The sequence below is a fragment of the Shouchella tritolerans genome, from assembly GCF_025770735.1.
GTDB classification, from domain to species: domain Bacteria; phylum Bacillota; class Bacilli; order Bacillales; family Bacillaceae_D; genus Shouchella; species Shouchella tritolerans.
Genome location: NZ_JAODPB010000003.1, coordinates 444072 through 456003, shown reverse-complemented (window position 1 = coordinate 456003; position 11932 = coordinate 444072). Strand labels below are relative to the sequence as shown.

At 46.0% G+C, this 11932-nt stretch carries 12 protein-coding genes; 5 read left to right on the top strand and 7 right to left on the bottom strand.

Annotation, left to right across the window (positions count from 1 at the left end; translation table 11 throughout):
- Both N6H06_RS12545 and N6H06_RS12540 read left to right on the top strand, forming a co-directional pair.
- Nucleotides 1–867: a MetQ/NlpA family ABC transporter substrate-binding protein gene (locus N6H06_RS12545; RefSeq protein ID WP_062748382.1), complete on the top strand. Its 867-nt coding sequence runs from the start codon at nucleotides 1–3 to the stop codon at nucleotides 865–867.
- Nucleotides 868–879: 12 nt separating this feature from the next.
- Entirely contained in the window at nucleotides 880–2088 is a 1209-nt protein-coding gene (locus tag N6H06_RS12540) for a M20 family metallopeptidase (RefSeq protein ID WP_062748384.1), read from the top strand.
- A gap of 326 nt (nucleotides 2089–2414) precedes the next feature.
- Here the strand turns inward: N6H06_RS12540 and N6H06_RS12535 are convergent, their stop codons facing one another.
- From N6H06_RS12535 to N6H06_RS12510, 6 genes are all read right to left on the bottom strand, one after another.
- A complete protein-coding gene (locus N6H06_RS12535; RefSeq protein ID WP_263706925.1) occupies nucleotides 2415–3842 on the bottom strand; it encodes a four-carbon acid sugar kinase family protein in 1428 nt (475 codons plus the stop codon).
- 5 nt (nucleotides 3843–3847) lie between these two features.
- Nucleotides 3848–4744 carry a 2-hydroxy-3-oxopropionate reductase gene (gene garR / locus N6H06_RS12530; RefSeq protein ID WP_062748388.1) on the bottom strand — a complete coding sequence of 299 codons (897 nt, stop codon included), beginning with the start codon at nucleotides 4742–4744 and terminating at the stop codon, nucleotides 3848–3850.
- A 27-nt stretch (nucleotides 4745–4771) separates the two neighbouring features.
- Nucleotides 4772–4954, bottom strand: coding sequence for a hypothetical protein (locus N6H06_RS12525; protein WP_062748390.1), 183 nt, complete (start codon nucleotides 4952–4954; stop codon nucleotides 4772–4774).
- 118 nt (nucleotides 4955–5072) lie between these two features.
- Nucleotides 5073–5918: a MurR/RpiR family transcriptional regulator gene (locus N6H06_RS12520; protein ID WP_062748392.1), complete on the bottom strand. Its 846-nt coding sequence runs from the start codon at nucleotides 5916–5918 to the stop codon at nucleotides 5073–5075.
- A 237-nt stretch (nucleotides 5919–6155) separates the two neighbouring features.
- Nucleotides 6156–7052 carry a hydroxymethylglutaryl-CoA lyase gene (locus N6H06_RS12515; protein ID WP_249413915.1) on the bottom strand — a complete coding sequence of 299 codons (897 nt, stop codon included), beginning with the start codon at nucleotides 7050–7052 and terminating at the stop codon, nucleotides 6156–6158.
- Nucleotides 7045–7695: a GntR family transcriptional regulator gene (locus N6H06_RS12510; protein ID WP_263706920.1), complete on the bottom strand. Its 651-nt coding sequence runs from the start codon at nucleotides 7693–7695 to the stop codon at nucleotides 7045–7047. Before N6H06_RS12510 ends, N6H06_RS12515 begins: the two co-directional genes overlap by 8 nt.
- 362 nt (nucleotides 7696–8057) lie before the next feature.
- Here N6H06_RS12510 and N6H06_RS12505 point away from each other — a divergent pair, with 362 nt between their 5' ends.
- From N6H06_RS12505 to N6H06_RS12495, 3 genes are read left to right on the top strand one after another with little or no spacing between them, the layout of a single operon-like run.
- Complete coding sequence (locus N6H06_RS12505; protein ID WP_263706918.1) at nucleotides 8058–9269, top strand: CaiB/BaiF CoA transferase family protein; 1212 nt, start codon at nucleotides 8058–8060, stop codon at nucleotides 9267–9269.
- Between the two features lie 14 nt (nucleotides 9270–9283).
- On the top strand, nucleotides 9284–9544 hold the full coding sequence (locus N6H06_RS12500; RefSeq protein WP_062748400.1) for a hypothetical protein: 261 nt from the start codon (nucleotides 9284–9286) through the stop codon (nucleotides 9542–9544).
- The gene (locus tag N6H06_RS12495) at nucleotides 9541–11070 is read left to right on the top strand and encodes a sodium:solute symporter family protein (protein ID WP_213029196.1); all 1530 of its coding nucleotides are present in this window, start codon (nucleotides 9541–9543) and stop codon (nucleotides 11068–11070) included. Before N6H06_RS12500 ends, N6H06_RS12495 begins: the two co-directional genes overlap by 4 nt.
- Nucleotides 11071–11073: 3 nt before the next feature.
- On the opposite strand, the gene N6H06_RS12490 is transcribed toward N6H06_RS12495, so the two are convergent.
- Nucleotides 11074–11871 carry a hypothetical protein gene (locus N6H06_RS12490; RefSeq protein ID WP_062748404.1) on the bottom strand — a complete coding sequence of 266 codons (798 nt, stop codon included), beginning with the start codon at nucleotides 11869–11871 and terminating at the stop codon, nucleotides 11074–11076.
- Nucleotides 11872–11932: the final 61 nt, after the last annotated feature.

Below are 11932 nucleotides of genomic sequence, written 5' to 3'. Positions count from 1 at the left end.
ATGAAAAAGACAGTTACAACCGCATCGCTTTCCATTTTAGCCGCATTTGCCCTCACTGCTTGCAATGCTGGCGCAGACAGCTTAGACGAAAAGACGGACTACAGCCCCGACAATCCTGTTAGCGTCAAAATTGGCGTTACCGGCACAGACACGCCGCAATGGGACTTCATTGCTGACATTGCTGCTGAAGAAGGCATTGAGATTGAAATTGTTCGTTTTAATGACTACGTCCAGCCAAACCAGGCGCTAGCCGACGGCGAAATCGATGCCAATGCATTCCAAACGATTTCCTATTTTGACCACTTTATCGAAGAACATGACCTTGACTTAACAGCGATCGGTTCCACAGTGCTTGCGCCAATGGGGCTTTATTCGACTAAGTACGACTCGGTTGACGAGATTCCTGATGGTGCTGAGATTACCATCGATAAAGAAGCAACGAACCAAGCGCGCAACTTAATGCTCCTACAAGAAGCAGGCCTGCTCGAACTAGAAGACGACTTTGGCGTTACAAGCGGCGTCGACCAAATTAAAAACAATCCAAAAAACATTAAATTAACGGAAATTGTCGCTGGCAACGCCCCCCGTCTCATGGAAGATGTGGATGCATCCTTAATCAATAATGGCATTGCCGTTGATGCCGGGCTCGTTCCGCCTGAAGATGCGATTGCCTTGGAAAGCGAAACAGCTACGCCATACATTAACATCATAGCGGCACGAAGCGAAGACGCAGACAACCCTGTCCTACAACGCATTGTCGACATTTACCAAAGTGATGAAGTCAAGACGTTTATTGAAGAAGAATACGCAGGCGCCACTATCCCAACCTACATTTCACTGGATGAGTTAAACAGCTATCCACGTTAAGGAGCGAAACCGATGCCGACCTATACTCTTGCAAAGCAAGCGATTGAATCAGTGATTGACAGCCAAGCAGAAATCTTTATTCGCACAAGTCAGCAAATCCATGAAAACCCTGAAATCGGCAATGAGGAAGTGTTTGCCTCTTCCCAATTGACGGAGCTTCTTACATCCGCTGGCTTTAGTGTCAAACTCGATGTGGCTGGCCACAAAACCGGCTTTTTTGCAGAAAAAGGCGACCCAGCTGGACCAACGATTGCTTTTCTGGCCGAATACGATGCCTTGCCTGGCATTGGTCATGCCTGCGGCCATAACATTATCGGCACTACAAGCGTCGCTGCGGCCATTGCCTTAGGAGAACAACTCCATGAAACAGGTGGGCGTGTCGTCGTTCTCGGTACACCGGCTGAAGAAGGGGGCGACAACGGCAGCGCGAAAGGCAGCTTTGTCCGCGAAGGGCTCTTAGCTGGCATCGACGCTGCCCTGATGATCCACCCTAGCGGGGAGACACGGGTATCAGGCCGTTCTCTCGCTGTCGATCCTGTCGATTATGTGTTCCACGGCAAGCCAGCTCATGCTGCCGGTGCACCTGAAAAAGGCATTAACGCCCTTGATGGGGTCATTCAGCTTTTTAATGGCATTAATGCATTGCGTCAGCACGTGACTGATGATGTGCGCATTCACGGCATCATTCCTGACGGAGGCGATGCTGCTAATATTGTCCCTGACTACGCACGGGCACGCTTTTATATTCGCGCCAATACGCGTCCAAAAACAGACATCATCCGCCAAAAAGTCGATGCCATTGCCCAAGGGGCTGCCCTTGCTACAGGGGCAACTCTTGAAATTGTTGAGTTCCAAAACAAAGTCGACGACCTGCTGCCAAACGATGTCTTAAATGAACGATTTGTTTCCATTTTCAAAGAGCTAGGCGAAGACGTCCAGACAGACGAACGTGACGGCCTAGGCTCCACGGATACAGGCAATATTAGCCAAGTCGTGCCTACGATACACCCTTACATTAAAATTGGCCCAGATCATTTAGTCGGCCATACCGTTGCTTTTCGGGAAGCAGCCGCTTCGGCTCAAGGCAATCAAGCGCTCCTTACTGGAGCAAAAGGCCTGGCCCTTATCGGCTTTCAGCTATTAACCGAGCCAGAATTGCTGGCAAAAGCCAAGCAAGAACATGCAGCCCGCAAAAAAGCAGCGGAACTTGCAGTTGTATAACCCCCAAGGGAGTGCCCTAGTTATTGGCACTCCCTTAAGGTTGTCGGCAAAGTCGATAACCGCACTCAGACTGATAGAAAACGCTTGTCAGACGAGGAGTGCTGGCGAGGGAAGATGCGAATAGAACGGGGGTTCATGAGCATATGACCGAGGCAAACGACGACGTATGCGAGCGTTTGTCTACAGTCTGAAGGGAGTGCCCTAGTTATCGGCACTCCCTTTTTTATCGATCTCCAACACGATGACGACTCATTCGTTAGCCCCCCTACCGCCTTTGCCATAGCAGCATTGGAACCGAAAGGAATCTGGTAATCATTAGCAGTTGGTCATTGTTCTAATTCTTCTACAACTTCTTTTAATGTTTCGGATCGGCCAACATTGCCAGGGAAAATAATGTACGTCCCATTTGCAAATTTGCTTTCTTGCCCTGTTTTCCATACAGGAATTCCTGGTTGTATTTGTCCTAGCACTTCAGCGCGCTTAACAGCCAACCCTTTTGTGCCGATGCTACTCGATGTGATGCCGCCTTTTGCGACAATGTATTTAGGCCGTACTTGTAAGTCACGGACAATACTCGTAACGGCATCAGAAATATTTACAGCTAATTTCAATTCTTCCTCCGCCTGATTGTCACCTAAATCAAGGCGTTCTCGCCGCGTATAACAGACGACCGATCGGCCACTGGCAATAGCCACCTCGCATTCACGACGGACTCTAGCAACTTCCCGTTCAAATTGATCGGGATAATGAACAAGATGGACATCGAATTCAATCCCTTCTACAAGTCCACTATCAAGAAGTTGTTGCAACTGTTCTGTCGTTTTTTTCACGTGAGAACCAACAATAACTAGGCCTCCGTTCGTGGCTGCCTCGTCAATAAGGTCGCCTTTCTTTAATAGTGGTTTATCGGATACACCACCAAGCACTTTTGTCAGCGAAGCAGCGCTGCGAACGAGAAAATGCTTTCCTGCTTTTAAGGCTTTGATAAAGGCGGTTACAAAAATTTCAACATCGCCATAATCCACAGCATTAACAACGATTTTTTGGAACCCTTGCGCCTTCATAAGCTGCTCTTTGACATAGTCAGCTTGTTTTTCACGCAAATCTTGTATGCTAATATAGATCGTTTGTTCTTTTGTATGCTCTCCTTCTGTTTTCTCTTCAACCCACTCGCCAAGGTGAGAAGAAAAAAACGGAAATGTCCGGTCTTTTGCAAACTCAGTTTCACCGGCCGGAACGAGCGACTCCCCATCTCGGACATAGTGAACATCGCCGATTGTCAATCGGCCCCCTTCTTTAAAAAACGGCATCAGCACTTCACCGTCAAAACGAATTGCCGACATGCCTTCGATCGTTTGTTTTAACACGTTCGTTTCCAGCGGATAATGGCCACGAAGCGTTGAATCACCACGACTTATGAGCACATACGGAATGCCCTCATCCTCAGAGATGCGTTGCACCCGTTCCGCAATTTCTTCATGGCATGCGGCCGTCTCGCTTTGGGTAAAACTACGCGAGTTCGTCAGCAAAAAGAAGAGTCGGTTGCTTTCACGAAAGGCTGTGCGAATAGATGTTTCACTCCAATCAGTGTATACAGAAACGCCGTGAACGGTTTGGATGCCTGTCGGGTCATCATCAAGAACGATCATTTTATAAGGAGCGTTTTTTAATTCTTGCTGTAATGAATGCTGTACAAGTGTACGATCAATAGAAGGAAGCGTGTTGAAAACCGTTTGTGCATGTAAATGGTTCATTGTTTTCATGCCTCCCTCTCCACTGTCACATTGGCCAATTTTTCATAATGTTGGACAATGCTTGCATGATCGAGCGCCTCTTTCCCATCGGCTTTTAATGCATGGAAAATCTCCAACAGTTGGCTTGACAACGGCAATGGTACAGACAATGCATGGGCCGTATCCATCACATTGGTCAAGTCTTTCAAGTTAATATCAACGCGCCCGCCTGCTTTAAAGTCACGGTTGAGGATCATTGGTACTTTAGCATCAAGCACCGTACTTCCAGCCAGCCCACCACGGATTGCTTCGTACATTTTTTCAATGTCAATGCCCGCCTTGGCTGCCAGTGCCAATGCTTCTGAAACTGCAGCAATGTTCAAATTCACAATAATTTGGTTGGCTAGTTTCGCTGTTGTCCCGCAGCCTGATTTGCCTACAAGAACAACGTCTGTCCCCATCGCAGCTAGAACCGGTTTGGTTGATTCAAATACCGCCTCGTCGCCACCAACCATAATCGCCAGCGTTCCATCAATTGCTTTTGGCTCGCCACCGCTGACAGGTGCATCTAGGAAGAAAACGCCTCTTTCAGAAACTTGTCGTGCCATTTGGCGCGAGTCGACTGGTGAAATAGAGCTCATGTCAACAATCACCATGCCTTCCTTGGCACCTTCCATAACGCCATTTGCTCCAAATATAGCTGAATGGACATGTTCGCCTTTTGGCAACATCGTAATAACGACATCGCTGTTTAGCGCTGTTTCTTTACCAGAACTTGCAGGAAAAGCCCCTTCTTTTGCAAGTATGTCGATTCGCTCTTCCTGGAGGTCATACACTGTCACTTTATAGCCTTTTTTTAGTAGATTGCGCACCATTGGCGCACCCATGATTCCTAAACCAATAAAACCAACGTGTGTTTTCATTTCTACCACACCTTTATCTCTCTTTATTTATAATCCTGGCACGTATGCCGATACAACACTTAACAAATAAATGAAACCAAGCGCTGTCAGTCCCGCTGCAAAACCGCCCATACTCCAAGCAAGTTCCCTAGTCGGTAATGCGGATACTAAGCTAAGGTCAAAGACGACAACAAGCAAGGCAATATAGGCAGCTTTTCGGCTATCGCCCAACCAATATTCCTTCACACGCTTGAAGAGGGAGACTTCTTTCAGAAATATGTTAAATTGTACCCCTCTAACATAAACACACCTCAATTTTTGAAAGCTTCTCTATTTCGATCCACAGGCATTATTTCTTCATCCGCGTCACGGCTAGGCGCGACTTATTTACATTTTCCTTCCCTGATGGTCCACCCAGTGCCGCCACTCGTAAATAAAGGGTATCGATTAATGCCAGTTGAATGACACGGGAAACCATTGCATCGGGCTGCCTATTTGTTTCAGCCGCTTGCGTCAATAGCAAATAATCAGCCATCGAGGCAAGTGTCGTATTTTTGTTCGAGGTAATGACAATGAGGCAAGCACCATTGCTTTTCGCCATATCACAAACATTGATAATATCGATTGTTTCTCCAGAATGGGATATAGCAACAACGACATCCCCTCCATCCATATGACTCGCATAAATCGCTTGATAATGGGGGTCCTTCACTGATAACGCCATCCCCCCTAGCCGCATAAATTTATGGGCGCCGTCCTCTGCAATTGTCCCTGATAAGCCTTGGCCAAAGAAATACAAGCGCTTTGCTGTATGGAGTTTGCCAATTGCTTCCTCCATTTTCTCGAACTCTATTGCATGTTTGGTCATCGTCAAAGCTGCTGTAATTTGTTCACTCATTTTGCCAAATACCGTATCAGCCAGATCCTCGGCCTCAATGTCAGCGCTTTCCTTTAATGCCGGTTTGATTTCAGCTAGTTCCTGAGCAAGTGCGACTTTTAACTCTTGGTAGCTGCTATACCCCAACTTTTTATATAAGCGAACAACACTTGGTTCACTTACTTTGCTTAAAAGCGCCAATTCATTCATGGACAACAAAAATGGCTTTTCATGCTTTTTCAGTTGAGTGATGATTTTTTTCTCTGAACCTGTCAGTGACGCTTCACTTTGTTTAATCCGTTCTTGAAAACGAGCCAAGCAAGAACACCTCCTTCAATCTTAGTAATTTTACTACATAATAAACGCTTACACAACTTATAATTGCTTAAATCCCTCGTTATTATGTAGTTTAATTACAAATCAGGCTTTATTCTGTTCGTTTTGCTACATTCAATTACTATTGTTATTTATTTTTTCTTGGCTAAGGACAATTAAAAACGCCCTTTATCAAGGACGTTTCATGGGATAAACATTTGTCGCTGAATGGGCCATTGTTTACACAGCAAGCTCTGACCGTTTCCCTGCCTTCATGACAAGGCCTTCAAGGCGTTTCCCCATCCACTTTTCAACTTGTTGGGAAAGCGTAATAAGGCCATCCAGGTCGGTGCCTGTGTCAATGCCCATTTCATGGAACATATGGACTAAGTCCTCTGTACAAATGTTTCCTGTTGCTTTTGGCGCAAATGGACAGCCACCAAGTCCCCCAACTGCAGAATCAAAGCGCCTGACGCCCGCTTCATACCCTGCCAGTGCGTTAGCCAACCCGAGCCCGCGCGTGTTATGAAAATGGAGGCCTAATGGCACATCCTCTCCAAATGTACGATAAAACCCATGAACGGTTTCTGCTACTTGGCGAGGGTTTGCCATCCCTGTTGTGTCAGCCAAGACAATTTCCGTCGCCCCAGCTTTAAGAAAAGACTCGCTTACTGAAAAAACGCTCTTCACTTGCACGTCCCCACTAAAAGGACAGCCAAAAGAAGTCGAAATGACCGCGACAACTGGCAATTGGGCGCTTGCCTCGCCTACAACCGGCAGCAAATCACTTAATCCTTCAGCAACTGTTTTGTTGGCATTTTTTTTATTAAAAGCATCACTTGCTGAAATGGTTATATGGAGAACGTCAATGGATGTTTGCAATGCTCGTGTTATTCCTGAGCGAGATAGCGCTAATCCGGCGATGCGGACACCTTCGCGGCTTTGCCATGCGGCCATTACTTCTTCGGCATCTGCCATGGCCGGAACGAGCTTTTTGTTTACAAAGGAAACGGCTTCAATTTTCGAAATGCCAGAACGAGCAGCCCTTTCCATCATCTCTATTTTTTGCTCCACCGACAGCCTTACATTCTCATTTTGCAGCCCATCTCTAGGGCCAACCTCACAAATTTCAACCAAATTTGTCCCCTCCCTCGTAATAATAAAGCACGTAATCCCTGCCTTTGAAAATATGTTCATTCATTGCCGCTTTCGCTCGTTCAGCATCCCTCTCTTCAATCGCTGCCACAATCGTTTTATGGGCAGCAAAGGACTGCTGCAATCCATCTTCGCCAAACCAATAAAAAGATCGGTAAATAAAAGGCAATACAACCACTTTTGCAATTAATTCTTGGATATGCCGGTTGCGGCTCGCACGATAAACTGCATCATGAAATTGTGTGTTGGCAGCAATGACAGCACTGATCCGCTCTTCATGGGGCAAGGATGAAGCCAATATGGCTTGTTCATACTGGCTGTTTGCTTGTTGTATTGCCGCCAAATCTTCTGATTGGTAATGCAGGGCAGCTTGCCCGGCGCCATAGCTTTCAAGCATTGCCCGTAAATCATAAATTTGCCGCAAATCTTCTTTCGAAAACGTGCGGACGAAAAATCCCCGTTTTAGCGGTTGGACAAGCCCATCAAATTCAAGTTGCTTTAACGCGCTGCGAATAGGCGTCCTACTCACATTCCAGTCGATTGTAAGCGCTTCCTCGGTAAGGCGTTCCCCTTGTTTGTAGCGGCCAGTTATGATCGCTTCTTTCATTTGCTCGTATACGTTCATTGCCACACCTCTTACAAATTAGTGTAGCCGATGTTCCCAATGATGGCAACGCTTAAATTGTATACAAAATGATGTCTACTCGAATTTAGCAAGTGTTTTTTTCGAAACAGACCCACTAAAAAAAGACGAATATTAATAGAAAACAATCCGATTTAAAACATATTTTTAACGAATATGGCGGATATTTAACACGTCAAAATGTGCCCATTATTCGTTTTTAAACCAAAATCCTCTTTAAATCCAGTTATCCTGCACTAGGTAAAAAGACTCAATATCTAATTTTTCTAACAAATAAGATAGACTTTTTGTATACAAAGTGATAGATTGTTCTAAAAGAAAACGCTAACAACAGGAGGGAATGTATGTCACACTCAACATCGACCCCTTTACCATTGGAAGGCATTCGCGTGCTTGAATTAGGCTCTTTGATTGCTGGCCCTTTTACGGGCAGATTGCTGGCCGACTTTGGCGCAGAAGTCATTAAAGTCGAATCACCCGATAAACCAGATCCTATGCGAAAATGGGGAAAACATAAAAATGGCATCGGGCTGTGGTGGCCGATCCAATCAAGGAACAAACGATCGATTACATTAAACTTACGAGAACAAGAAGGGCAACAACTCTTTAAGGAGCTTTCCGAAAAATCGGACATTGTTCTAGAAAATTTTCGTCCTGGCACAATGGAGAAGTGGGGACTTTCGTATGAATCACTTTCTGAAGGCAATGAAGGGCTGATTATGGTACGTACATCTGGTTTTGGACAAACAGGGCCATACAAAAAACGTGCCGGCTTTGGCAGCGTTGGCGAAGCAATGGGCGGCATCCGCCACGTAACTGGCTACCAAGATCGGCCTCCATCGCGGATTGGCATATCGATTGGCGATACACTTGCTGCTTTATTTTCGGCAATCGGCTGCTTGGCTGCCTTGCAAGAGCGCAACCGTTCAGGCAAAGGCCAAATCGTCGATACCGCCATTTATGAATCGGTTTTTGCTGTCATGGAAAGTACAGTGCCTGACTACTTGCTCGCAGGGGCGATCCGGGAACGTATGGGCAATACGCTTCCTGGCATCGCTCCTTCTAACATTTATTTGACGAAAGACCGTACCTTCATTGTCATTGGCGCTAATGCAGACGGCGTGTTTCGCCGGCTTTGTGAAGCGATGGGTGAACCGGAGTTGGCAAACCATCCCGATTACTCCAGCCACGAAGCACGCGGGGAAAATATGAAAGCACTTGACGAACGAATTGAAAAGTGGACAACCTCTCTTTTCGCCGAGGAGGCGCTTGCGATTCTCGAACAAAAAGGCGTTCCGTCTGGATTGATTTATTCCGCGAAAGAGATGGTTGAAGACCCTCATTATCAAGCGCGGGAAATGATTGTCCATGTCGATCATCCTACACTTGGGCCTTTTCCAATGCCTGGCGTAGTTCCTAAACTAAGCCGGACGCCAGGGGCGATCAAACACACTGGCTCCATTGCTCCTGGTAGCGATAATGAAGCCATTTATGGACAGTTGCTGAAGCTTGACAATCAGGCTTTATCCGCTTTGCAGAAGCGAAAAATTATATAAAACGGAGGTGCCAAATGGATAAGAACATAAAAGAACCTGTGAAAAAGCCGTGGATTTGGATGGTACTGGGCTTGCTTGTCCTTTTTAACGCGCCCTGGTATTTGCCCAGAGGCAGCGCCGAGCCTTTTATATTCGGGTTCCCCTATTGGGCTGTAATTACTATTATCCTCTCACTAGCACTATGCGGCTATATTAGTTGGTTAATGTTAAGCCAGTGGAATATTGTTGAAGACGTTGAAGAAGAATCAGAAGCAGAAAGAAGGGACAGCCCATGAACTTAACGTTTTCCGGAACAGACGGGATCATTATTTTATGTGCATACGCCGTCATCACGTTATTGATTGGCTGGTGGGCAGGAAGGGGCGAGAAAATAAGCAATACACTCGGCGATTATTATTTAGCCGGCAAAAACCTTGGCCTGATTGCCCTGTTTTTTACGCTGTATGCCACCCAATATAGCGGCAACAATGTTGTCGGCTACGCGCCAACCGCATATCGGGAAGGCTTTTCGTGGCTGCAATCGATTCCTTTTATGACGATCATTATTGGCATGTATTTGTTGATTGCCCCACGCCTTTATGTATTATCAAAACGTTTCCAATTTATTACGCCTGCCGATTGGATCACACACCGGTTCCGTTCCAAAAGCGTAACGCTTCTTGCTGTTGCCTTAATGCTCTGGGCGCTTTGCAATTATTTGCTTGAGCAGCTTGTCGCCATCGGCCATGCGGTTGCCGGCCTAACTGGCGGTGCCATTCCGTATGAATATGCAGTGATTGGTTTTATTCTTGTCATGCTTGCTTATGAATGGATGGGCGGCATGAAGGCAGTTGCCTATACCGACGTCCTACAAGGCCTGTCTTTATTAGTCGGCATCATTATCCTGCTAGTTGGCGCTCTCACATTGACAGGAGGAAACTTTGCGGGGATGACACAAGATTTAGCAAACACCGTTCCAGAGAAAATAGGCGTCCCTGATACGATCACATCGATCAACTGGCTAAGCATGATTGTGCTTATCGGGTTTGGCGCCATCATTTATCCCCATGCGATTCAGCGGATTTACTCTTCCAAAAGCGAACGGACGTTAAAACAGTCGCTGGCAAGAATGGCTTGGTTGCCACCAGTAACAACTGGGTTTGTGTTTATCGTCGGCATTATTTGCCTTTCCCTGTATCCGAATCTCGATGTTGCTCAGTCAGAACAGCTGATTGGGATGCTTGCCAATGATGTAGCAGCATTAAATAGCGTCTATTATTGGGCAATGGTGATTTTCTTCGGAGCGATCGTATCAGCAATCGTCTCAACCGCTGATTCGGCCTTGCTCAGCTTTTCTTCAATTGTTTCAAAAGACATCTACGGCGAATACATAAACCGGGAAGCAACGGAAGCGCAGAAAGTAAAAGTAGGCAAAGTGGTCGGTGTAGTAGCTGTTGCCTTGCTGCTATGGATTGCTTGGAACCCTCCAGGAACGCTGTACCAAATATTCGTCTTGAAATTCGAGTTGCTCGTCCAAGTATTCCCAGCATTTGGGCTTGGCCTCTACTGGAAAAAGCTTGCCCCTAAACCTGTTTTTATCGGCATGCTAGCTGGGGCGCTCCTCGCCGGGCTGATGACACTCACAGGCAACAACACCTTTTATGGCATTCACGGCGGCGTGCTTGGACTCGCTTTAAATGTCTCCATTTGTGTGATCGGTTCACTGATCGCACCGGCTTCTCATAAGGAACAAGAGAAAGCAATCGAACGAACGGAATTAAAAGTCGCTGACTTCCGTGACAAAAAAGCGACAGTCGGATAATTCCTATTCCACTGCATCACGGTTGTAAAAATCGAGCATCACATAGACCGCGGCCTCAAAACACTCTTTTGGGGCCAGTGCTTTTACATGAATTTCGTTTGTTTCTTCGATTAGACTATAATCGACGTACCACATGAACCCTTTGCTGCTTTTCAAAAAGAAATTCACTTGGATTAGCTCGCTTTCATCACGGGTATAATGAGAAATCATCATGGAGATGTTGTCCAGCGAAAAACCATGGTTGCGAAAATCATCTAAAAAAATATTAAAGTTCTCAGGATAGATTTGATCACGGATAATGGCATCGATTTCCTCGCTTTTCGCTTGCGAAAATAGATCAAACCCTTGGGAGCTCAGCCTAAAATTCTCTGGCAAGTCAACATCCTCGTCTGCTAATCCAAAGAAATCAGCCATGCGCTCCCATAACGGATCCGAATGTTTGCACAGCTCAAAACGATGCTCCATGCCCTTAAACGTTTGGACAATCATTTCATCCCCTTCAATTTGATGAAAAATCAACACATGGTTTCCATGGACACAGCGTGTTTTTTTCTGTGATTTAATTAGCAAGTGGATAAAACTTTCCAGCCCTTTGACAAGATTGCTAGAACGTGTTTCGTCCCAATAGCCACGGTTGTTTAAAAGGGTTTCCGCCTGGTTTGAAAACGTAACAAGCTGCTCCTCCGTTTCTGCCAATTGCAATTCATTTAAAATATCCGCAGCCGCTTTCTCATACCCACATAACACTAACGCAGCGACAAATTCCTCTGTCGAAAGGGCGATTTGCTTGTCCTGTATCATACATTCCACCTCAATTTTTTAATTAAAATTTATATAGCTTGTCTAAATGCAGCGCCAAAAA

Excerpts from the sequence above, each read along its gene's own strand:
- N6H06_RS12540 (WP_062748384.1), top strand. The coding sequence starts at position 880 with ATGCCGACCTATACTCTTGCAAAGCAAGCGATTGAATCAGTGATTGAC.
- N6H06_RS12545 (WP_062748382.1), top strand. The coding sequence starts at position 1 with ATGAAAAAGACAGTTACAACCGCATCGCTTTCCATTTTAGCCGCATTT.
- N6H06_RS12510 (WP_263706920.1), bottom strand. The coding sequence starts at position 7,695 with ATGAACGTATACGAGCAAATGAAAGAAGCGATCATAACTGGCCGCTAC.
- N6H06_RS12500 (WP_062748400.1), top strand. The coding sequence starts at position 9,284 with ATGGATAAGAACATAAAAGAACCTGTGAAAAAGCCGTGGATTTGGATG.
- N6H06_RS12505 (WP_263706918.1), top strand. The coding sequence starts at position 8,058 with ATGTCACACTCAACATCGACCCCTTTACCATTGGAAGGCATTCGCGTG.
- N6H06_RS12495 (WP_213029196.1), top strand. The coding sequence starts at position 9,541 with ATGAACTTAACGTTTTCCGGAACAGACGGGATCATTATTTTATGTGCA.
- garR (WP_062748388.1), bottom strand. The coding sequence starts at position 4,744 with ATGAAAACACACGTTGGTTTTATTGGTTTAGGAATCATGGGTGCGCCA.
- N6H06_RS12490 (WP_062748404.1), bottom strand. The coding sequence starts at position 11,871 with ATGATACAGGACAAGCAAATCGCCCTTTCGACAGAGGAATTTGTCGCT.
- N6H06_RS12535 (WP_263706925.1), bottom strand. The coding sequence starts at position 3,842 with ATGAACCATTTACATGCACAAACGGTTTTCAACACGCTTCCTTCTATT.